The sequence below is a fragment of the Streptomyces sp. NPDC091281 genome, assembly GCF_044757425.1.
In the GTDB taxonomy this organism is placed as follows: domain Bacteria; phylum Actinomycetota; class Actinomycetes; order Streptomycetales; family Streptomycetaceae; genus Streptomyces.
The window spans coordinates 21678-41468 of the sequence record NZ_JBIVUY010000016.1 but is presented as its reverse complement, the minus strand read 5'-3'; the positions used below and the strand labels follow the sequence as shown (position 1 = coordinate 41468).

Sequence of the window (19791 nt, the reverse complement as noted above, 5' to 3'; positions counted from 1 at the left end):
CGGGCGCCGCGGGGGCTCGGCCGGGCGGCGGCCGGTCCCGGTCGGCGTCAGCGGGAGGCGGCGGGCCGCAGCGCGGCGAGCTGCTCGGCGAACGGGACGACGGTGAAGCCGTCCGCCCGCGCGGCGGGCACCTCCCCGGCACGGTCGCCCCGCGAGCCCGTGTCGGAGCGCCGCCCCGCGAACCCGCCCATCAGCGCGGCCAGTTCCCCTGCCGCCCGCTCGATCCGCTCGGGCAGCCCCTCGGCACCCCAGTCCTCGGAGGCGGCGTAGACCCCGGTGGGGACGACGACCGCGCGGAGGTAGGAGAAGAGCGGGCGCAGCGCGTGGTCGAGGACGAGGGAGTGGCGGGCGGTGCCGCCGGTCGCGGCGATCAGCACCGGTTTCCCGGCCAGGGCGTCCTTGTCGAGGACGTCGAAGAAGGACTTGAACAGCCCGCTGTACGAGGCGGAGAACACCGGCGTCACCACGATCAGCCCGTCCGCCCGCGTCACCGCGTCGAGCGCGGCGGCGAGGGTACGTCCCGGAAAACCGCTGGTGAGGTGGTGGGCGATGTCCACGGCGAGGTCGCGCAGCTCCACGACCCGCACCTCGGTCCCCGCCGGGGCGTGCCCGGCGGTGGCGGCGGCGAGCCGGTCGGCCAGCAGCCGGGTGGACGACGGGACGCTCAGCCCCGCCGACACGACGACGAGCCCGCTCATGCGACAACCTCCTTCTTCTCGCTGTCCCCGGCGGTCTTCTCGCTGTCCCCGACCTTCCCGGCGCCGTCGGCGGCCTCGCGCCCGGCGCGCCGCTCGGCGGCCAGCAGGGAGGCGTCGGTCGGGGCGTCCGGCACGTCGGCCGGGCGGCCCTTGGCGAACTCCTCGCGCAGCACGGGCACGACCTTCTCGCCGAGCAGGTCGATCTGCTCCAGCACCGTCTTCAGCGGCAGCCCGGCGTGGTCCAGCAGGAACAACTGGCGCTGGTAGTCGCCCGCGTAGTCGCGGAAGCGCAGCGTCTTCTCGATGACCTGGTCGGGGGTGCCGACGGTGAGCGGGGTCTGGTCGGTGAAGTCCTCCAGGGACGGACCGTGCCCGTAGACCGGCGCGTTGTCGAAGTAGGGCCGGAACTCCCGTACCGCGTCCTGCGAGGTGGCGCGCATGAACACCTGGCCGCCGAGACCGACGATGGCCTGCTCGGGCGTGCCGTGGCCGTAGTGGGCGTACCGCTCGCGGTACAGCTCGACCATGCGGCGGGTGTGGTCGGCGGGCCAGAAGATGTTGTTGTGGAAGAAGCCGTCGCCGTAGAACGCGGCCTGCTCGGCGATCTCGGGCGAGCGGATCGAGCCGTGCCAGACGAACGGCGGGACGCCGTCCATCGGGCGCGGCGTCGAGGTGAAGCCCTGGAGCGGCGTACGGAACGTGCCCTCCCAGTTCACGACGTCCTCGCGCCACAGCCGGTGGACCAGGTTGTAGTTCTCGACGGCGAGGTTGATGCCCTGGCGGATGTCCTGGCCGAACCAGGGGTAGACCGGGCCGGTGTTGCCGCGCCCCATCATCAGGTCGACGCGCCCGTCGGCCAGGTGCTGGAGCATCGCGAAGTCCTCGGCGATCTTCACCGGGTCGTTGGTGGTGATCAGCGTGGTCGAGGTGGAGAGGATCAGCTTCTCGGTGCGGGCGGCGACGTAGCCGAGCAGGGTCGTCGGCGAGGACGGCACGAACGGCGGGTTGTGGTGCTCACCGGTGGCGAAGACGTCGAGCCCGACCTCCTCGGCCTTCAGCGCGATCGCGACCATGGCCTTGATCCGCTCCCGCTCGGTCGGCGCCCGCCCCGTCGTGGGGTCCGGTGTGACATCGCCCACCGTGAAGATCCCGAACTGCATGGCCGCTCACCCTCCAGATTTGTTGACGGTTAAACTATACCCGTCGAACAGCGAGCCTGGCCGGGCTATTCCGGATGGCGTCCAGAGGGCGAGGTCGCGTCCCGGCACTGGACACAGGGCGCGCCTGATGTGGTTCACCTCCACACCAGGCACGCCTCGGAACCACTGGGGCGCACGCCCTACATGCCCGCAGGGGAAGGACCGGAAGCAGGCGCCCCCGCGGAACCGCCTTCCGTCACGGCACCGTCACCACCCGATGGCACGCACAGCGACACCGGGGGACCAGCACGATTCCGACGGAATGCAGGAGTGGGACATCGCAGACCGTCGGCACTCACCGTGCGGCATCTCGTACCCGACGCGACGAGCCAGAGCGCATTCGACGGACCGCGTCGACTCGACGGCGTCAGCGCTGGACATGGACCACACCGTTCCCACGTTCATGGCCGCGTGCCGGAGCGATGCGGATCTCCGCGTAGACCGTCTTGCCGACGATCTCCCAGATGGTGGACCAGCGATCGGAGAGAGCGTCCACCAGAACCAGGCCACGCCCGGACGGCTCGTCGCAGGCGGGGGCGCGAAGGACCGGCGGACGACTTCCGGCGTCGCGCACCGCAAGTCGGACGCAGTCCGGCGAGAGGGTCAAGGTCACGCCGAACTGGCGCCCTCGGGTGCGCGAGTGGAGTACGGCATTCGTCGCCAGCTCGGATGCCATGAGGGTCAGCGCCTCAACGAGCGAGTCATCGAGTCCCCAGGAGAGTGCGACGCGCCTGACGTGGTCGCGTGCCGCTTTCACTTGGGCCCGATGTGTGGGGTAGCGCGATCGGTCCGTGCGGAAGTCCATACAGCCTCCCAGGGACGGAAGTCGACACGACAAGGCGTCGCACAGTAACCGCCCATTGACGCAGGGTTATTGACGTGCCCTCAGGATGACCGAGTGTCTCTCAAGTTGCAATCCCCTACTTAGAGAGATTGAAGGTGGTTGTGATCGCTGTACGTGACAGGCAGACTTGGATGTGACGAAGTGATCAGGAGGGGGCGAGGTTGCCGACGAACCGGAACCCGACCGTGCGCCAGCGGCGGTTGGGGCGGATGCTGCGTGAGCTGCGCATGGAGGCAGGCAAGACCCTGGCTGACGCGGCGAAGATCCTCGACTGTGCCGACTCGAAAGTGAGCCGCATAGAGTCCGCGAACTCCGGTGTGCGATCTCTGGACTTGAAAGCTCTGATGGACGCCTACGGCGTCGCGGACGAGAAGACGCGTGCACTTCTGGTCGACCTCGCCCGCAACGGACGCGAGCGCGGCTGGTGGTCGGAGTACGAGACCGCGTTGCAGCCGGTCTACGCCGACTACATCGCGCTGGAGCACTCGGCATCGAGCCTGTACGTGGTGGAGACGTCTCTGCTTCCGGGTCTCTTGCAGACCGACGCCTATGCAGAGGCAGTGATCCGGTTGCAGGCACCCGAGTTCACCGACGAGGAAGTAGCGGCTCAACTGCGGGTGAGGCAGGAGCGCAAGCGAGTGCTCGCGCGCATGACTCCGCTGTCGCTCTGGGTCGTCATCACGGAAGAGACCCTGACTCACCTTGTGGGAACGGCGGAAACCATGCGGGAACAGCTTCGTTCCCTGCTGGCGGACATGGACGCGACGAACATCAACGTCCAGGTGCTTCCGACGGGTTCGCGACTCAATGGCCTGCTCTACGGACCGTTCGGGATTCTCTCGTTCCCGGATCAGGCAGAGACGGACATCGTCTACAGCCTCGGTCTGCTGAACACGGTGTACCACGAGGAAACAACTCAGGTCCGCGTGTTCACGAACCTGTTTCGGCAGCTCAATACCGATGCGCTGTCGGTTGAGCAGTCCCAAGCGCTGATCGGGCGCGTAATCGAAGAGGAATGGTCAAAATGACGAACCGGTACGAGTGGTTCAAGTCCAGCTACAGCAACGGCGCACAGAACTGCCTCGAGTCTGCCCGCGTTGCGGGGGTCGTTCCCGTGCGCGACAGCAAGCAGACCGACGGCCCGGCGCTGCTCTTCAAGCCGGACGCGTGGAACGCGTTTCTCGGCCTGGTCAAGGGCTGACGCTCCGCATCTCTCCGCGGGCTGCTGAGAGGCCGAGCGGATTCAACACGACGGGAAGCCCCGCACGATGTGCGAGCGGGGCTTCTTTTCTGTTCTCTGACAAGTCGGAGGCATGAACCATCCAGAAGCCGCCTCCGTCCACACCCCCTCCCCCGTGCCCCCGCGCCCCTGTCACTCCCCCGTCCTACGATCGCCCCATGGCCGCACCACGCCGTGACACCCGGGGGATCGTCGACGCCGCCGAGCTGTTCGCGCGGGTCCGGTTCCGGCGGCGGGAACCGGCGGCGGCGCTGCGGCGCTGGCTGGAGCACTACTGGCTGATCGACTGGGACCTCGACCGGCCGCACGCCTCGCACGTCGTCCCGCACCCGTCGGTGAACATCGTCTTCCAGCGGTACGAGGGGGAGACGGGCGGGACCGGGGCGGTCGGGGCCGGGGTCGGTTCGGGGTTCGTGGAGACCGCCGGGGTCGGGCTCGGCCTGTTCACGCAGAAGCTCAGCGGACGCGGCCGGGTCTGCGGGGTCCAGTTCCGGCCCGGCGGCTTCCGCCCCTTCGCCCCCGGCCGGCCGGTGTCGTACTGGACCGGCCGCCGCGTCCCGCTGGACACCGACCCGGCGCCCGTCCTGACCCCCGCCGACGAGGACGCCCGCGTCGCCGCCCTCGACGCCTTCCTCCTCGCCCGCGCGCCCCGCCCCGACCCGCGCTCCGAGCGGGCCATGGCCCTCGCCGACCGGGTCCGCGCCGACCGGGCGATCCGCCGCGTCACCGACCTGGCCCGCGCCGAGGGCTGCTCGGTCCGGCAGCTGCAACGCCTCTTCGCCGCCGAGGTGGGCGTCAGCCCGAAGTGGGTCATCCTCCGCTACCGCATCCACGAGGCGCTGGAACGGGCCGAGACCTCCGCCGACCTGGACTGGGCGGGCCTCGCGGCCGACCTGGGCTATGCCGACCAGGCCCACCTGGTGCGCGACTTCAAGGCCACGGTCGGGGTGCCGCCGACGGCGTACGCGCCCCGCCCCCACCCGGCCGCTCCCTGAATCCCGGCACGGCTACGGCACCAGCACCAGCCGCCCCCGCAGTCCGCCCTCCGCGAGGCGGGCGTGCGCCGTCGCCACGTCGGCGAGCGGGTACTCCCCGGCCACCCGCAGCTCCAGCGCGCCCTCCTCCACCAGCCGCACCAGCTCCGCCAGCCGCGCGCCGTCCGCGGCCACCTCGACCGCCGTCGTGCTCACCCCACGCTCGGAGGCGGGCTCGGCGTGCGGGATCACGCCGACGTAGGCGCCGCCGTCCCGCGCCCGGGCCAGCGCGGGTCCGCCCAGTACGGCCGCGTCCAGGACCAGGTCGTACGCGCCCGGCTCGGCCTCCCCCGCGACGAACCCGGCCGCGCCGAGACCGCGTACGAACGCCTCGTCGGCCGCCCGCGCCAGGCCCGTCACCTTGAGCCCCCGGCGGGCCGCGAGCTGGACGGCGTAGCCGCCGACCGCGCCCGCCGCACCCGTGACCAGCAGGGACGCGCCCGGCTGCGGGTCGAGCAGGTCGAGGGCCTGGTCGGCGGTGAGCGCGTTCAGCGGCAGGGTCGCCGCGTGGACCGCGTCCACCCCGGCCGGGGCCTTCGCCACCGCGCCGACGGGCACGACGACGTACGCGGCGTGCGCGCCGAGCGGCTTGATCACCCCGTGGTCGAGGGCCACCACCTCGTCGCCGACGGCCCACGGGGAGCCGCCCCCGCCCACCGCGTCCACCGTCCCGGCGACGTCCCAGCCGAGCCCGATCTCCTGGCCCGCCCCGCCGAACGCCCCCGCCCGCACCCCGGCGTCGACCGGGTTCAGTGCGGACGCCGCCACCTTGATCCGCACCTGCCCGGCCCCCGGCTCGGGCCGCTCCCGCTCCACGACCTCCACGGCCTCGGGCCCGCCGAACGACCGCACCACCGCTGCACGCATGACCACTCCCACCGTCCTCTCCGGAGTCGATCCGGAGACCACTGGGCCGCGCGCCTCGGTGCCGCGGCCTCGACCGCAACCCTAGGAAGAGCTACTATCCACGAGGAAGTAGTTACCTCAAGGTGCGTAGCACACCGGACGGAGAGCCGACCGGCACCGTCCACGGCGAAGACCTGGGAAAGACCTGGGGACCCGGCGGCGACCGGGACCGACGAAGAGAGCGGGGCGGACGGGCGATGGCGACCATGAACGCGGTGCAGCGGCGCGAGCGGGCGCGCGCCGAGTACGACGCCTTCCTCAAGGCGTGCCCGACGAACCAGCTCCTGGACCGCATCAGCGACAAGTGGGTCAGCCTGATCGTCGCCGCGCTCGGCCAGGAGGGCGCGATGCGCTACAGCGACCTGGCCCGCAAGATCGCCGGGGTCAGCCCCAAGATGCTCACCCAGAGCCTGCGCACCCTGGAGCGCGACGGCATCCTCAGCCGCACGGTCACCCCGTCCGTCCCGGTCCGCGTCGACTACGAACTGACCCCGCTCGGCAGCAGCCTCGCCGCACTGCTCACGGCGGTGAAGGCCTGGGCGGAGACCCACTTCGACGAGGTGCACACCGCCCGCGAGCGGTACGACGCCGAGCAGGCGAGCGGGGCGGCGGCGGGCGCGTAGCCCCGCCCCCTGCGACCCGGCCCCGCCGCCCCTACGACCCGGCCCCGCCCCTACGACCCCAGGGGGAGGGCGTCCGTGTAGCCGTTCGACGGGCGGGGGATCTTCCGCGCGGCGGCGCCGTCCAGGGCGACCGCCGCCGAGGAGGTGCCGAGGGTGCCCTCCTCGTGCCAGGTGCCCGTCACGCTGACCCAGGTGTCGGCCTTCGGCGCCTCCACCCCGTACACCCGCACCTTCACGGACTGGGCGTCGGCCGCGCAGCAGGACAGCATGATGCGGGTCAGGTACCAGCTGTCGCCGTCGGCGGGCGTCACGAAGCCCGTCATCAGGACCGTCCGGCCCCGGATCGCCCGCTTCTCGTCCTGCTGCACCCGCTGGGTGAAGTCGGTCAGCGTGATCGGCAGCGGCGAGGTCGCGGGCAGCGGGTCGAATCCGTCCTCCGCGACGACCGCGACCGCCTTCGGGCTCTCGCGGGCCGCCGTGTACGAGCCCAGCGCGGGCGGCGCGTAGAAGAGCAGGCTCAGCGCGGGCAGGAACAGCAGCCAGGCCACCCGGGGGACGGAGGAGTGGTCGTGACCGTCGGCGCCCTCGCCCCCGTGGCCGTGGCGGTCACCTCCGTGCCCCTCGTCCTCGTGCCCGTCGGCGCCCTGATCCCCGGCCCCCTCGCCGAGGTGTGCTCCGCCGGGACCCCGCCGCCGCGCCCGCCACGCGGAGACCGCCTCCGCGACCGCCAGCCCCACCAGCAGCACACCGGACGCGATCAGCAGCGGACGCATGCCCTCCTTGACGTAACGGAGGTAGGCGTCGGTGAGGAGGGACGCGCGCAGGAGTCCGACCCCGCACAGCGCGAGCAGCGCCGCCTGCGCGAGCCGCCGGACCGCCCCGCCGCCACCGCCGCCGTCACCGGTCGCGGCGTCCGCGGACCCGCCGCCCCCCACGCCCTGCGCGACCCCGTCGCCCGCGGTGGTGTCCCTCGCCTCGCCGGTCACAGCAGCACCCCTCCCACCACCACGCTGACCGCGACGGCCACCACCGCCGTCGCGCTGGAGAACCGTACGGCGAAGGCGCGGCCGAAGGTGCCCGCCTGGAGGGCGATCAGCTTGAGGTCGACCATCGGGCCGACCACCATGAACGTCAGCCGGGCCGTCGGCGAGAAGCCCGTCAGCGAGGCCGCCACGAACGCGTCCGCCTCCGAGCAGACCGCCAGCACGATCGCCAGCAGCGCCAGGAACAGCACCGACAGCCAGGGCGACCCGGCGAAGGTGTCCACCACCGAGCGCGGCACGGCCACGTTGAAGGTCGCCGCCGCCATCGCGCCGACCACCAGGAAGCCCCCGGCGTGCAGGAAGTCGTGCTGGAAGCCGAGCCGGAACTCGGTCCAGCGGCTGCGGCCCGCCTGGTGCCCGGTGTGCCGCACGGCGGGCTTGAGCCACTCGGCGCGGCCCAGCCAGAGCCACAGCCAGCCCATCGCGGCGGCCGTGACGAGGGAGGCGACGAGCCGGGCGAGGACCATCTCGGGGCTGCCGGGGAAGGCGATCGCGGTGGCGGTGAGGACGACCGGGTTCACGGCGGGCGCGGAGAGCAGGAACGCGAACGCGGCGGCCGGGGTGACGCCCCGCCCGATCAGGCTGTTCGCCACCGGCACCGACGCGCACTCGCAGCCCGGCAGCACCACCCCGGCGGCCCCGGCGACCGGCACCGCCAGCGCGGGCCGCTTCGGCAGCAGCCGCTGGAAGACGCTCGCCGGGACGAACGCGTTGATCGCCCCCGACAGGGCGGTCCCGAGCAGCAGGAACGGCAGCGCCTGCACGGTGACGGCCAGACAGACCGTCCGCCAGGCCTGCACGGCGGGCTGCTCCAGCGAGCGCCCGACGACGACGAGGATCAGCCCGGGAACGAGGGCCGCGGCGGCCAGCAGCCACGGCCAGTTCGGGGGCAGCCCCCGCGCGGGCGGCCCGGCGTCCGGCTCCGTGCCCGCGTCCACCGCCGCAGCGGCACCGGATATGTCACTGACACTGCTCATGCCCTAGTTCAGACCTCCCCGGCCGCGTGCGACCTGCCGTGCGCTGAACTCCACCGTCCGCCGCATGTGCCGCACGATCACGGCGAGTTCGGCGTCGTCGAGGTCGTCGAAGAGGGGGCTCCAGTCGCCGCCCAGCCGCTCCCAGGTCCGCCCCACCTCGGCGACCCGGTCCGGCACCGCCGCCACCAGTACCCGCCGCCGGTCCTCCGCGTCCCGCTCGCGCACCACGTACCCCGCCTTCTCCAGCCGGTCCACCAGCCGGGTCGCGGAGCCCGTGGTGAGCCCGGTCAGCTCGGCGACCGTGCCGGTGGTGACCGGCTCCGGCTCCAGCGACAGCAGGTTGAGGCACTGGAGGTCGGTCGGGTGCAGGCCCAGCCGGTCGGCGACCGTCTGGTTGAAGAGGGCGAACGCGGCCACGTACCGCCGCGAGACGGTGGACAGCTCGTCCAGCAACCGCGACCGCACGTTCCCGGACATCGCCCGCACACCCCTTCGTAGCGCCGTCCGCAGATGGTACGACGCCCGGCCGGACCCCTTCCGCACCCCACCGGGCCGGTCCGCGCGGCGGCCGGGTCCGGGCCGAGCCGCGGCAGGGCCCGAGCCGCGGCAGGGGTCCGGGCCGAGCCGCGGACCGGGCCCGTGCCAAGCTGCGGCCATGTACGTACTGCGCTCCGCCGCCCTGTTCGCCCTCGCCGCCCTCTTCGAGATCGGCGGCGCCTGGCTGGTCTGGCAGGGCGTGCGCGAACACCGCGGCTGGCTGTGGATCGGCGGCGGCGTGATGGCCCTCGGCGTCTACGGCTTCGTCGCCACCTTGCAGCAGGACGCCGACTTCGGCCGGGTCCTGGCCGCGTACGGCGGGGTCTTCGTCGCCGGTTCGCTGGCCTGGGGCATGGTCGCCGACGGCTACCGGCCCGACCGCTGGGACGTCACCGGCGCCCTGGTCTGCCTCGCGGGCATGGCCGTGATCATGTGGGCGCCGCGCGGACACTGAGGCGGCCCTCCGCCGACCGGCCCCGGCGGGTGCGGCGGGCGCCGGTGGCCGTCGGTCGCGGCCGACGGCCGTCGGCCGGAAGCCGTGCGGCGGATGTCCACGGGCCGGGATCACCGGCCGCGCGCGCCGCACGCCCGCCTATCCTGGCCGGGCGGGGTCCGCCCCACGCCCGTCCCGTCCCGCCGTCCGCCCGAGGAGCAGCCCCCATGGCCACCGCCGCCGCCCCGTCCGCCGCCGCCCGCATCGCCGTCGTCACGGGCGCGAGCAGCGGTATCGGCGCCGCCACCGCCCGGCAGCTCGCCGAGGCCGGGTACCGCGTGGTGCTCACGGCCCGCCGCAAGGACCGCATCGAGGCGCTGGCCGAGGAGATCACCGCGGCGGGCGGCCAGGCGACCGCGTACCCGCTGGACGTCACCGACCGGGCGGCCGTCGACGAGTTCGCGACCGCGTTCCGCACGATCGGCGTGCTGGTCAACAACGCGGGCGGGGCGCTCGGCGCCGACCCGGTCGCGACCGGCGACCCGGCCGACTGGCGGACCATGTACGAGACGAACGTCCTCGGCACCCTCAACCTCACCCAGGCGCTGCTGCCCAAGCTGGTCGCGAGCGGCGACGGCACCGTCGTCGTGGTCTCCTCGACCGCCGGCCACGGCACCTACGAGGGCGGTGGGGGCTACGTCGCCGCCAAGCACGGCGCGCACGTCCTCGCCGAGACGCTGCGCCTGGAGATCGTCGGACAGCCCGTCCGCGTCATCGAGATCGCGCCGGGCATGGTGAGGACCGAGGAGTTCGCCCTGACCCGCTTCGGCGGCGACACCGAGCGCGCGGCCAAGGTGTACGACGGTGTGGCCGAGCCGCTCACCGCCGACGACGTGGCCGGGACGATCACCTGGGCGGTGACCCGCCCGAGCCACGTCAACGTCGACCTGCTGGTCCTGCGCCCCCGCGCCCAGGCCTCCAACACCAAGGTGCACAGGGAGCACTGATGCCGGACCGGACCCCGCGGGAGACGACGGCCGACGCGACGGCCGGGGCGCCCCCGGAACAGACGGCGGAACGGCGCCGCCTGGCCCAGGAGACGAAGGACGAACGCCAGGTCTGGTACTTCCTGGCGTACTTCCTCTTCGGCATCCACATCATCGCGTTCGTGATGATCTACGCGGTCAAGCACGGCAACTGACCCGCCGGACGCCCGACCGGCCCCGCCGGACACGGCAACCCGCCCCGCGCGAGCGGGAGTCGGACCGTGCCCCGGCGGCTCAGCCCTTCACGCAGACGACCTGCCGCAGCTTCGCGACGACCTCGACCAGGTCCCGCTGCTGGTCGATGACCTGCTCGATCGGCTTGTAGGCGGCCGGTATCTCGTCCACCACCCCGGAGTCCTTGCGGCACTCCACGCCCCGCGTCTGCTCCTCCAGGTCGCGGGTCGAGAAACGGCGCTTGGCCGCGCTGCGGCTCATCCGCCGACCGGCACCGTGCGACGCCGAGTTGAACGCCTTCTCGTTGCCGAGGCCCTTCACGATGTACGAACCGGTGCCCATGGAACCGGGGATGATCCCGAACTCGCCGGACCCGGCCCGGATCGCGCCCTTGCGGGTCACGAGCAGGTCCATCCCGTCGTAGCGCTCCTCGGCCACGTAGTTGTGGTGGGCGCTGATCTCCGGCTCGAACGTCGGCTTCGCCTTCCGGAACTCCTTGCGGACGACGTCCTTCAGGAGCGCCATCATCAGGGTGCGGTTGTACTTCGCGTACTCCTGCGCCCAGAACAGGTCGTTGCGGTAGGCCGCCATCTGCGGGGTGTCCGCGACGAACACCGCGAGGTCGCGGTCGATGAGCCCCTGGTTGTGCGGGAGCCTCTGCGCCACCCCGATGTGGAACTCGGCGAGTTCCTTGCCGATGTTGCGCGAACCGGAGTGCAGCATCAGCCAGACCGCGCCGGTCGTGTCGGTGCACACCTCGACGAAGTGGTTGCCCGAGCCGAGCGTGCCCATCTGCTTCCCGGCCCGCTCCTGACGGAACTTCACCGCGTCGGCGATGCCGTCGAAGCGCGTCCAGAAGTCGTCCCACGCGGCGGTCGCGAAGCCGTGCGTGCGGGAGGGGTCGACCGGGTCGTCGTGCATGCCGCGGCCCACCGGGATGGCCTGCTCGATCTTCGAGCGCAGCCGGGACAGGTCCCCGGGCAGGTCGTTCGCGGTGAGCGAGGTGCGCACCGCGGACATCCCGCAGCCGATGTCGACGCCGACCGCGGCCGGGCAGACCGCGCCGCGCATCGCGATGACCGAACCGACCGTCGCGCCCTTGCCGTAGTGGACGTCCGGCATGACGGCCAGGCCCTCGATCCACGGCAGGGTCGCCACGTTGCGCAACTGCTGGAGCGCCCCCTCCTCGACCGACGCCGGGTCGGTCCACAGACGGATCGGCACCTTCGCGCCCGGCAGCTCCACGTACGACATAACCCCTCATTCCCCCGCGATCGATCACAAGCCATGCGGAACCATGGCAGAAGTCGGTAACCGCAAAACCGGTGCCAAGGTCGACCTTTGGGACGGCGGACCGGCATCCACGGCAGTGCGTGCGATACACATTGTCTGCCGGGGCCGCCCCCGTCCGGCAACCGATTAAGGACCGGGCACACTGGAACGACGCCCCATGATCAACCCGTCTGACCCCCGTCGAGAGGAGCCGACCGTGCAGCGGAAGGCGTACGTACCCGGCGTCGCCGCGCTCCTCGCGGTCCTGGTCGCCGGCTGCACGAGCGGCCCCGAGGACGGCGGCGCGACCGACAACGCCAACCCCGGCGAGGCGGGCGCCACCACGGCCGCCGCCCAGCCCGGCCGCTACGACGCCCTCCCCGAGGCCTGCGGCGCCGTCGCCCGCTCCACCCTCGACTCGCTCCTCCCCGGCCTGCGCGAGATCACCGACGAGACCCGGCGCGAGGCGGCCTACGCGGGCCAGGCGACGCTGACGTACGACACCGACCGCAAGGCGGGCTGCCGCTGGAAGGTGGAGTCGGCGGACGCCCTCGACCACCTGAGCGTCGACTTCGAGCGCGTCGTCTCCTACGACGCGGCCGTCAGCGACGACAACCAGGCCGAGGAGCTGTTCGCCCGCAAGGTGACGGCCGCCGACCTGCCCGCGCCGACCGCCTCCGGCACCGCCGGGGAGACCCCCGCCACCGGCGCCCCCACCCCCTCCGGCACCCCGGCCGCCACCGGCCCGTCCAGCGCTGTGTCTTCCGCGTCCTCCGCGTCCTCCGCGCCCTCGACGAGTCCGGCGCCGTCGGTGCCGCCCGCCGACCTCCAGCCCCGTCTGCTGGACGACCTCGGCGACGAGGCGTTCCTCGACGACGTGCCCGGCGGCTCCGGTTCGGCCGCCGAACAGCGCACCGTGACTGTGGCGTTCCGCACGTCCAACGTCATCGTGACCCTCTCCTACGAGGAGCAGGCGACCACCGTCGGCACGGTCCCCGACAGCAAGGACATGCAGGACAGGGCCCGGAAACTGGCGGCGCAGCTCGCCGACTCCCTCGGCGGTTGAGGCCACTTCGCGCCCCGGCCGCCCGCGCCCCGGGCCCCGTTGAACGGCCGCGGCCCGGCGGCCGTACCGCGTACCGTGGCCCATCGGACGTGATGTGACCGTATGACCGCAGAACGGCCGTAGGACCGCAGGACCGACCGTATGACCGCAGGAACCCCGAGCACCGCGAGTGAAGGAACCATGCAGCGACGAGCCCCGCGAGACGACCGCCGTGACCAGCGAACCCAGCGCGCGGGAGGGCTGGGCCGCGCTCTCGTGGCCGTGGCCGCCGTGCCCGTGATGCTGATCGCCGCGGGCTGTTCGTCGGACTCCGGCTCCGGCTCCGACGGCGGCTCGGGCACCCCCGACGCCGCGGCCCGCCAGGACGGCGGCGCCTCCACCGGCAGCACCCCGAGCGCCGCGCCGACGGTCCAGGCCGCCGCGTACGCGACGCTGCCCGAGGGCTGCGGGGTACTGGCGAAGAAGACGCTCACCGAACTGGTCCCCAAGGCCTCCGGCAAGGGCAAGGAGGGCACGTCCAGCGACACCGCCGCCCGCGCCTCCTGCTCCTGGTCCAGCCTCGACAACAACGGCGTCAAGGGCTCGCAGTTCCGCTGGCTCAACGTCTCCCTGGTCCGCTTCGAGTCGGACGCGGCCAGCAGCGGCGAACAGCAGGCGCGGGAGTACTTCGGCAAGCAGGTCCAGGACGCGCTCGCCGCGACCGGCGCCACGGCCGTGAAGTCCGCGCCGCTCGCCGCCACCGGCGACCAGGCCACCACCGTGCGCTACGACCTCAAGAAGAAGGAAGGCGCCTTCAAGCAGCAGACGGTCGTCTCCCGCGTCGAGAACGTCGTGGTGAGCGTCGACTACAACGGCGCCGGTCTCGCGGGCGACAAGACCCCCGACGCGGACGCCCTCGTGAAGTCGGCGGAGAAGGCCGCCAAGGAGACCGTCGCCGCGGTCCGCGCCGCCAACGGCGAGGACGACGGCACCGGTTCGAAGGCCCCCGCCCCCGCGCCGACCGGCTCGGCCGCACCCTCCGCCACCGCGCTCTCCGCCTCCCCGAAGGCCTAGGGCCTCTCTTTCGGATCTTGCCGTCGGTCGCGTGCCCTGGCACGCACATCTGCCGCGTTGTCGTCGGTTGCCAACGCTCCGCGTTGACGCCCTCCTCCGCCTTGCAGCTGCACGCACCAGACCCCGCTCAGGTCGGGCCAGGAGGCACCGCACCTGGCGGCCGACCAGATCCGAAAGAAAGGCCCTAGAAGGCCGCCACGGAGGCACGGGCGAAGGCGCCGTCGAAGGTGGCCGGCGGTGCGGACGCGAAGACCGGCTCCACGGGCTCCCGAACCACCGCGAAGAGCCGGTAACGCCCGTCCGCCGCGAAGTCCTGACCCTCGCGCAACCCGCGAGCCGCACACATGTGCCACCCTGTTGCGCGCAACAACACGCCAAGGGAGGGGAGTGCGGGTGGCCGCGCCCATACAGCTGACCCGGATGCACCGCGTGCTCATCGGCGTGGTCGTGGCCGGTGCCGTGGTCATCGCCGGCATCGGCTTCGCCGGTTCCTACGCGGCCGTCCGCGAGCTGGCCCTCAAGAAGGGCTTCGGGAACTTCAGTTACGTGTTCCCGATCGGCATCGACGCGGGCATCTGCGTCCTGCTGGCCCTGGATCTGCTGCTGACCTGGATCCGCATCCCCTTCCCCCTGCTGCGGCAGACGGCGTGGCTGCTGACGGCGGCGACGATCGCCTTCAACGGCGCCGCCGCCTGGCCGGACCCGCTGGGCGTCGGCATGCACTCGGTGATCCCGATCCTGTTCGTGGTCTCCGTCGAGGCGGCCCGGCACGCGGTCGGCCGGATCGCCGACATCACCGCCGACAAGCACATGGAGGGCGTCCGCCTCACCCGCTGGCTGCTCTCCCCCGTGCCCACGTTCCTACTGTGGCGCCGGATGAAGCTGTGGGAGCTGCGCTCCTACGAGCAGGTCATCAAGCTGGAGCAGGAACGCCTCGTCTACCAGGCCCGCCTGCGCTCCCGCTTCGGCCGCGCCTGGCGCCGCAAGGCCCCCGTCGAGTCCCTGATGCCCCTCCGCCTCGCCCGCTACGGCGTCCCCCTCGCGGAGACAGCCCCCGCGGGCCTGGCGGCAGCGGGCATAGAACCCGCGGTCATCCCCGCCCCCCACCCCCTCCACCCACCCCAGGACCTCCCGATCCTGACAGCAGCGAACCCGTCCGACCTGACTCCCCTAGCCGCGGAAGACCGGTCCGCCGTCGCTGCGGGCAATCGTGCCGCTGGGGCGATGGGGGTCCCCCCGGTCGAGCGAAGCCGAGAGTGGGGGAGGGTGGGCGCAGCGGCACCCTCCAGCGAGCAGCGCCCCGACCAACCCCCGAGCCCCGACGCCGGGGAACAGTCCAGCGCGCCCGCGCAGAACCCCGCCCCCCAGCCGGACCAGGACCCCGACCCCACTCCCGAGTCCAGCCCCTGGTTCCGCCCTCCCACGGAGGTCGAGTACCAGGGCGGCTACGACCCCACGTACGACCCGGACCAGCAGTACGCCCAGTGGTACGCGGAGCAGCAGCACGCCGAGCAGTACCAGGACCAGTACACGGAGGAGCCCCCCGCCCAGGAACCCTCTCCGGAGGAGACCGGCAGCTTCCCCATCCCGGTGGCCCCCGGCCGCACCCGCGAACTGGGCGAGGGCGGCGGTCCCCCGGAGCCGGACGACGAGGCGTACTACATGGTCTTCCGCCAGTCGATAGACGGCAGTTACCCCACGCCCCGCGTCCTGGGCGACAACATCCAGGCGACGTACGGCATCACGCTCAGCGCGAGCGCCCTGAAGGCGCTGGCCCAGCGCTTCCAGCAACGCCACACGGCGGAGATGGAAGAGGACCACATCGCCTGACGAGGTCATCACCGGACGAGGTCATCACCTGACGCGAAAGGGGCCACCCGGCGAACTCCGCCGAGTGGCCCCTTCCCGTGAGGCGTCCTCCGTCCTACTCCCCGAGCAGGGCCCGCACCCGCTCCTGCCCCACCGCGAGCAGCAGCGTGGGCAGCCGCGGCCCGGTGTCACGGCCGACGAGCAGGTGGTAGAGCAGCGCGAAGAAGGTCCGCTGGGCGGTCTTGATCTCCGGCGGCAGCTCCTTGGGCCCGGCGTCGGCCGAGAACCCGGCCTGCACCTTGGGCACCCCGTACACGAGGTGGGTCAGCCCGTCGAGCGACCAGTGGTCGGCGAGCCCGTCCCGCAGGAGGCGCAGCGACTCCTGGGAGGCCTCGTCGAGCGACTTGAGCAGCTCGGTGTCGGGTTCCTGGCGCACGACGGTCCGCTGGTCGGCGGGGACCTGGGTGTTGATCCAGGCCTCGGCCCGGTCGAAGCGCGGCCGGGCCTCGTCGAGCGAGGCGAGCGGGCTGTCCGGCTCCAGCTCGGAGAGGATGCGCAGCGCCTGGTCCTGGTTGCCCGCGGTGATGTCCGCGATGGACGCGAGCGTCCGGTACGGCAGCGGGCGCGGGGTGCGCGGCAGCTCGCCCTCGGCGGTGCGCACCGCGCGGGCGTGCGCGGCGACGTCCGCTGGGAGCGCGGAGCCGTCGGCGACCTTGGCGTCGAGCTTGTCCCACTCGTCGTAGAGCCGCTGGATCTCCTGGTCGAAGGCGATCTTGAAGGACTGGTTGGGGCGGCGGCGGGCGTAGAGCCAGCGCAGCAGCTGCGGCTCCATGATCTTCAGCGCGTCGGCCGGGGTGGGCACCCCGCCCTTGCTGGAGGACATCTTGGCCATGCCGCTGATGCCGACGAACGCGTACATCGGGCCGATCGGCTGCGCGCCGCCGAAGATCCCGACGATCTGCCCGCCGACCTGGAAGGACGAGCCGGGCGAGGAGTGGTCGACGCCGCTGGGCTCGAAGATCACGCCCTCGTAGGCCCAGCGCATCGGCCAGTCGACCTTCCAGACCAGCTTGCCCCGGTTGAACTCGTTCAGCCGGACGGTCTCGGAGAAGCCGCAGGCGCCGCAGACGTAGGTCAGCTCGGTGCTGTCGTCGTCGTAGGCGGTGACGGTGGTGAGGTCCTTCGCGCAGTTGCCGCAGTACGGCTTGTACGGGAAGTACCCGGCGGAGCCGGAGCCGCCGTCGTCCTCGGCGGCGGCGCCGGAGCCCTCCGCGGCCTCCAGCTCGGCCTCGTCGACCGGCTTCTGCTGCTGCTTCTTCGCCGGGGCCTTCTTGGTGCGGTACTGGTCGAGGATCGCGTCGATGTCGCCCCGGTGCCGCATGGCGTGCAGGATCTGCTCGCGGTAGACGCCGGAGGTGTACTGCGCGGTCTGGCTGATCCCGTCGAAGACGATGCCCAGCTCGCCCAGCGCCTCGGTCATCGCGGCCTTGAAGTGCTCGGCCCAGTTCGGGTGGGCGGAGCCCGCGGGCGCGGGGACGGCGGTCAGCGGCTTGCCGATGTGCTCGGCCCAGGTCCCGTCGACCCCGGCGACGCCCGCCGGCACCTTGCGGTAGCGGTCGTAGTCGTCCCAGGAGATCAGGTGGCGGACCTCGCGGCCGCGGCGGCGGATCTCGTCGGCGACCAGGTGCGGGGTCATGACCTCGCGGAGGTTGCCGAGGTGGATGGGGCCGGACGGGGAGAGGCCGGACGCGACGACGACCGGTTTGCCCGGGGCCCGACGCTCCGACTCCTCGATGACGTCGTCCGCGAAACGGGAGACCCAGTCGGTGGTCTCGGTGCTCTGAGCCACGATCGGCACGTCCTCTTCCTGAAGGTGATGCGGGGCAGCCGGTACGGTCGCACGGCTGACCGCTTCATTGTCCCAGCCCGGCCCGCATCCGCGAAAACCGCTTTTCCCCGCGTGGGATACTGGCGTTCCGTACCCACCCCGCGCCCCCAGGGGCACGGATTCCCGGAACCCGAGCAGAACGGCAGCCACCCCATGGCCTCGGTCACGTCCCTCGCCCACTCCGTCGAACAGCACCTCGCGTCCGCGCTCACGGCCACCCTGCCGGAGGCCGCCGGGGCGGACCCGCTGCTGCGACGGAGCGACCGAGCCGACTTCCAGGCCAACGGCATCCTCGCCCTGGCCAAGAAGGCGAAGGCCAACCCGCGCGAGCTGGCCACGCAGGTCGTGGAGCGGGTCGTCACCGGTGACGTGATCGGGGAGATCGAGGTCTCCGGGCCCGGCTTCCTGAACGTGACGGTCACCGACCGGGCGATCACCGAGAACCTCGCCGCCCGCTACGCCGACCCCGAGCGGCTCGGCGTGCCGCTGGCGGACGCGCCCGGCACCACGGTCATCGACTACGCCCAGCCGAACGTGGCGAAGGAGATGCACGTCGGCCACCTGCGGTCGGCGGTCATCGGTGACGCGGTGGTGCAGATCCTGGAGTTCACCGGCGAGACCGTCGTGCGCCGCCACCACATCGGCGACTGGGGCACCCAGTTCGGCATGCTCATCCAGTACCTGGACGAGCACCCGCACGAGCTGGACCACAAGGACGCCGAGGTCAGCGGCGAGGAGGCGATGTCCAACCTGGACCGCCTCTACAAGACCGCGAGGCGGCTCTTCGACTCCGACGAGGAGTTCAAGACGCGGGCCAGGCGCCGGGTGGTCGACCTCCAGGCGGGCGACCCGCACACCCTCGCGACGTGGCAGAAGTTCGTCGACGAGTCGAAGATCTACTTCTTCTCCGTCTTCGAGAAGCTGGACATGGAGGTCCGCGACCCCGACATCGTCGGCGAGTCCGGGTACAACGACATGCTCGCGGAGACCTGCCGCCTGCTGGAGGAGTCCGGCGTCGCGGAGCGCTCCGAGGGCGCGCTGTGCGTCTTCTTCGACGACATCAAGGGCCCCGACGGCAACCGGGTCCCGCTGATCGTGCAGAAGTCCGACGGCGGCTACGGCTATGCGGCGACCGACCTGTCCGCGATCCGCGACCGCGTCTTCCACCTGAAGGCCGACACCCTGCTGTACGTGGTGGACGCCCGGCAATCGCTGCACTTCAAGATGGTCTTCGAGACGGCCCGCCGGGCGGGCTGGCTGAACGACGAGGTCACCGCGGTGCAGCTGGCGTTCGGCACGGTCCTCGGCAAGGACGGCAAGCCGTTCAAGACCCGTGAGGGCGAGACGGTCAAGCTGGTCGACCTGCTGGACGAGGCCGTGGACCGGGCGACCGCCGTGGTCCGGGAGAAGGCCGCCAAGGTCGGTCTCACCGAGGAGGAGATCGTCGACAACGGCCGCCAGGTCGGCATCGGCGCGGTCAAGTACGCCGACCTGTCGACGTCGGCGGTGCGGGACTACAAGTTCGACCTGGACCAGATGGTCTCCCTCAACGGCGACACCTCCGTCTACCTCCAGTACGCCTACGCCCGTATCCGGTCGATCCTGCGCCGGGCCGGGGAGGCCCGCCCGGTCGCCCACCCGGAGCTGGCGCTGGCCCCGGCGGAGCGGGCCCTCGGCCTGCACCTGGACCAGTTCGCGGAGACGATCCGCGAGGTCGCCGCGGGCTACGAGCCGCACAAGCTGGCCGCGTACCTGTACCAGCTGGCCTCGCACCTGACGACGTTCTACGACCAGTGCCAGGTGCTGTCGGACGACAACCCGGCCGAGGTGGTGGAGAACCGGCTGTTCCTGGTCGACCTGACGGCCCGTACCCTCCACCGGGGCATGGCCCTGCTCGGCATCCGGACGCCCGGCCGCCTCTGAGACGCCCTTCGGGGGCGGGCGTTGTC

The 19791-nt window shown here is 72.3% G+C and carries 21 protein-coding genes; 11 read left to right on the top strand and 10 right to left on the bottom strand.

Features of this window, described 5'->3' with window-relative positions; all coding sequences use genetic code 11:
* Positions 1 to 47: 47 nt before the first annotated feature.
* The 3 genes from ACIQPQ_RS33280 to ACIQPQ_RS33270 all read right to left on the bottom strand — a co-directional run bounded on the left by ACIQPQ_RS33280 (position 48) and on the right by ACIQPQ_RS33270 (position 2702).
* Positions 48 to 698 carry an FMN reductase gene (locus tag ACIQPQ_RS33280; protein WP_401311455.1) on the bottom strand — a complete coding sequence of 217 codons (651 nt, stop codon included), beginning with the start codon at positions 696 to 698 and terminating at the stop codon, positions 48 to 50.
* Positions 695 to 1858, bottom strand: coding sequence for an LLM class flavin-dependent oxidoreductase (locus ACIQPQ_RS33275; RefSeq protein WP_401311451.1), 1164 nt, complete (start codon positions 1856 to 1858; stop codon positions 695 to 697). Before ACIQPQ_RS33275 ends, ACIQPQ_RS33280 begins: the two co-directional genes overlap by 4 nt.
* 406 nt (positions 1859 to 2264) lie before the next feature.
* A complete protein-coding gene (locus ACIQPQ_RS33270; protein ID WP_401311449.1) occupies positions 2265 to 2702 on the bottom strand; it encodes an ATP-binding protein in 438 nt (145 codons plus the stop codon).
* 200 nt (positions 2703 to 2902) lie between these two features.
* Here ACIQPQ_RS33270 and ACIQPQ_RS33265 point away from each other — a divergent pair, with 200 nt between their 5' ends.
* The 3 genes from ACIQPQ_RS33265 to ACIQPQ_RS33255 all read left to right on the top strand — a co-directional run bounded on the left by ACIQPQ_RS33265 (position 2903) and on the right by ACIQPQ_RS33255 (position 4976).
* Positions 2903 to 3769 carry a helix-turn-helix domain-containing protein gene (locus tag ACIQPQ_RS33265; protein ID WP_401311446.1) on the top strand — a complete coding sequence of 289 codons (867 nt, stop codon included), beginning with the start codon at positions 2903 to 2905 and terminating at the stop codon, positions 3767 to 3769.
* Complete coding sequence (locus ACIQPQ_RS33260; protein WP_401311443.1) at positions 3766 to 3942, top strand: DUF397 domain-containing protein; 177 nt, start codon at positions 3766 to 3768, stop codon at positions 3940 to 3942. Before ACIQPQ_RS33265 ends, ACIQPQ_RS33260 begins: the two co-directional genes overlap by 4 nt.
* A 197-nt stretch (positions 3943 to 4139) precedes the next feature.
* Positions 4140 to 4976: a DUF6597 domain-containing transcriptional factor gene (locus ACIQPQ_RS33255; RefSeq protein ID WP_401311440.1), complete on the top strand. Its 837-nt coding sequence runs from the start codon at positions 4140 to 4142 to the stop codon at positions 4974 to 4976.
* 12 nt (positions 4977 to 4988) lie between these two features.
* Here ACIQPQ_RS33255 and ACIQPQ_RS33250 read toward each other — a convergent pair whose 3' ends face one another.
* Positions 4989 to 5882, bottom strand: coding sequence for an NADP-dependent oxidoreductase (locus ACIQPQ_RS33250; RefSeq protein WP_401311437.1), 894 nt, complete (start codon positions 5880 to 5882; stop codon positions 4989 to 4991).
* Positions 5883 to 6118: 236 nt separating this feature from the next.
* Between ACIQPQ_RS33250 and ACIQPQ_RS33245 the strand changes: the two genes are divergently transcribed.
* Positions 6119 to 6544 carry a winged helix-turn-helix transcriptional regulator gene (locus ACIQPQ_RS33245; protein WP_401311435.1) on the top strand — a complete coding sequence of 142 codons (426 nt, stop codon included), beginning with the start codon at positions 6119 to 6121 and terminating at the stop codon, positions 6542 to 6544.
* Positions 6545 to 6594: 50 nt separating this feature from the next.
* Here the strand turns inward: ACIQPQ_RS33245 and ACIQPQ_RS33240 are convergent, their stop codons facing one another.
* The 3 genes from ACIQPQ_RS33240 to ACIQPQ_RS33230 form a co-directional block, all read right to left on the bottom strand.
* Positions 6595 to 7395 carry a TIGR03943 family putative permease subunit gene (locus ACIQPQ_RS33240; protein WP_401311778.1) on the bottom strand — a complete coding sequence of 267 codons (801 nt, stop codon included), beginning with the start codon at positions 7393 to 7395 and terminating at the stop codon, positions 6595 to 6597.
* Positions 7396 to 7526: 131 nt separating this feature from the next.
* Positions 7527 to 8564 carry a permease gene (locus ACIQPQ_RS33235; protein ID WP_401311432.1) on the bottom strand — a complete coding sequence of 346 codons (1038 nt, stop codon included), beginning with the start codon at positions 8562 to 8564 and terminating at the stop codon, positions 7527 to 7529.
* A gap of 3 nt (positions 8565 to 8567) precedes the next feature.
* Positions 8568 to 9041, bottom strand: coding sequence for a MarR family winged helix-turn-helix transcriptional regulator (locus ACIQPQ_RS33230; protein WP_401311429.1), 474 nt, complete (start codon positions 9039 to 9041; stop codon positions 8568 to 8570).
* A 178-nt stretch (positions 9042 to 9219) separates the two neighbouring features.
* On the opposite strand from ACIQPQ_RS33230, the gene ACIQPQ_RS33225 reads away from it, so the two are divergent.
* From ACIQPQ_RS33225 to ACIQPQ_RS33215, 3 genes are all read left to right on the top strand, one after another.
* On the top strand, positions 9220 to 9555 hold the full coding sequence (locus ACIQPQ_RS33225; protein ID WP_383775754.1) for a YnfA family protein: 336 nt from the start codon (positions 9220 to 9222) through the stop codon (positions 9553 to 9555).
* 206 nt (positions 9556 to 9761) lie between these two features.
* A complete protein-coding gene (locus ACIQPQ_RS33220; protein ID WP_401311425.1) occupies positions 9762 to 10541 on the top strand; it encodes an SDR family NAD(P)-dependent oxidoreductase in 780 nt (259 codons plus the stop codon).
* Entirely contained in the window at positions 10541 to 10735 is a 195-nt protein-coding gene (locus ACIQPQ_RS33215) for a hypothetical protein (RefSeq protein ID WP_401311423.1), read from the top strand. Before ACIQPQ_RS33220 ends, ACIQPQ_RS33215 begins: the two co-directional genes overlap by 1 nt.
* Positions 10736 to 10814: 79 nt before the next feature.
* Here ACIQPQ_RS33215 and ACIQPQ_RS33210 read toward each other — a convergent pair whose 3' ends face one another.
* Positions 10815 to 12008, bottom strand: a complete 1194-nt coding sequence (locus ACIQPQ_RS33210; RefSeq protein ID WP_401311420.1) for an RtcB family protein — start codon at positions 12006 to 12008, stop codon at positions 10815 to 10817.
* A gap of 235 nt (positions 12009 to 12243) precedes the next feature.
* On the opposite strand from ACIQPQ_RS33210, the gene ACIQPQ_RS33205 reads away from it, so the two are divergent.
* Complete coding sequence (locus tag ACIQPQ_RS33205; protein ID WP_401311417.1) at positions 12244 to 13092, top strand: DUF3558 domain-containing protein; 849 nt, start codon at positions 12244 to 12246, stop codon at positions 13090 to 13092.
* A 180-nt stretch (positions 13093 to 13272) separates the two neighbouring features.
* Complete coding sequence (locus ACIQPQ_RS33200; protein ID WP_401311414.1) at positions 13273 to 14145, top strand: DUF3558 domain-containing protein; 873 nt, start codon at positions 13273 to 13275, stop codon at positions 14143 to 14145.
* A gap of 184 nt (positions 14146 to 14329) precedes the next feature.
* Here the strand turns inward: ACIQPQ_RS33200 and ACIQPQ_RS33195 are convergent, their stop codons facing one another.
* Positions 14330 to 14473, bottom strand: a complete 144-nt coding sequence (locus ACIQPQ_RS33195) for a hypothetical protein (protein WP_401311412.1) — start codon at positions 14471 to 14473, stop codon at positions 14330 to 14332.
* Positions 14474 to 14538: 65 nt separating this feature from the next.
* Here ACIQPQ_RS33195 and ACIQPQ_RS33190 point away from each other — a divergent pair, with 65 nt between their 5' ends.
* Positions 14539 to 15975, top strand: coding sequence for a DUF2637 domain-containing protein (locus tag ACIQPQ_RS33190; RefSeq protein ID WP_401311409.1), 1437 nt, complete (start codon positions 14539 to 14541; stop codon positions 15973 to 15975).
* A gap of 94 nt (positions 15976 to 16069) precedes the next feature.
* Here ACIQPQ_RS33190 and lysS read toward each other — a convergent pair whose 3' ends face one another.
* Positions 16070 to 17812, bottom strand: coding sequence for a lysine--tRNA ligase (gene lysS, locus ACIQPQ_RS33185; RefSeq protein WP_401311407.1), 1743 nt, complete (start codon positions 17810 to 17812; stop codon positions 16070 to 16072).
* Positions 17813 to 17995: 183 nt separating this feature from the next.
* Between lysS and argS the strand changes: the two genes are divergently transcribed.
* Positions 17996 to 19765 (top strand): arginine--tRNA ligase, encoded by a 1770-nt coding sequence (gene argS, locus ACIQPQ_RS33180; RefSeq protein ID WP_401311404.1) that lies wholly within the window; start codon positions 17996 to 17998, stop codon positions 19763 to 19765.
* Positions 19766 to 19791 lie beyond the last annotated feature (26 nt).

Coding starts and splice junctions, on each gene's coding strand:
- ACIQPQ_RS33280 (WP_401311455.1), bottom strand. CDS start 698: ATGAGCGGGCTCGTCGTCGTGTCGGCGGGGCTGAGCGTCCCGTCGTCC.
- ACIQPQ_RS33275 (WP_401311451.1), bottom strand. CDS start 1,858: ATGCAGTTCGGGATCTTCACGGTGGGCGATGTCACACCGGACCCCACG.
- ACIQPQ_RS33270 (WP_401311449.1), bottom strand. CDS start 2,702: ATGGACTTCCGCACGGACCGATCGCGCTACCCCACACATCGGGCCCAA.
- ACIQPQ_RS33260 (WP_401311443.1), top strand. CDS start 3,766: ATGACGAACCGGTACGAGTGGTTCAAGTCCAGCTACAGCAACGGCGCA.
- ACIQPQ_RS33255 (WP_401311440.1), top strand. CDS start 4,140: ATGGCCGCACCACGCCGTGACACCCGGGGGATCGTCGACGCCGCCGAG.
- ACIQPQ_RS33250 (WP_401311437.1), bottom strand. CDS start 5,882: ATGCGTGCAGCGGTGGTGCGGTCGTTCGGCGGGCCCGAGGCCGTGGAG.
- ACIQPQ_RS33245 (WP_401311435.1), top strand. CDS start 6,119: ATGGCGACCATGAACGCGGTGCAGCGGCGCGAGCGGGCGCGCGCCGAG.
- ACIQPQ_RS33235 (WP_401311432.1), bottom strand. CDS start 8,564: ATGAGCAGTGTCAGTGACATATCCGGTGCCGCTGCGGCGGTGGACGCG.
- ACIQPQ_RS33230 (WP_401311429.1), bottom strand. CDS start 9,041: ATGTCCGGGAACGTGCGGTCGCGGTTGCTGGACGAGCTGTCCACCGTC.
- ACIQPQ_RS33225 (WP_383775754.1), top strand. CDS start 9,220: ATGTACGTACTGCGCTCCGCCGCCCTGTTCGCCCTCGCCGCCCTCTTC.
- ACIQPQ_RS33220 (WP_401311425.1), top strand. CDS start 9,762: ATGGCCACCGCCGCCGCCCCGTCCGCCGCCGCCCGCATCGCCGTCGTC.
- ACIQPQ_RS33215 (WP_401311423.1), top strand. CDS start 10,541: ATGCCGGACCGGACCCCGCGGGAGACGACGGCCGACGCGACGGCCGGG.
- ACIQPQ_RS33210 (WP_401311420.1), bottom strand. CDS start 12,008: ATGTCGTACGTGGAGCTGCCGGGCGCGAAGGTGCCGATCCGTCTGTGG.
- ACIQPQ_RS33200 (WP_401311414.1), top strand. CDS start 13,273: ATGCAGCGACGAGCCCCGCGAGACGACCGCCGTGACCAGCGAACCCAG.
- argS (WP_401311404.1), top strand. CDS start 17,996: ATGGCCTCGGTCACGTCCCTCGCCCACTCCGTCGAACAGCACCTCGCG.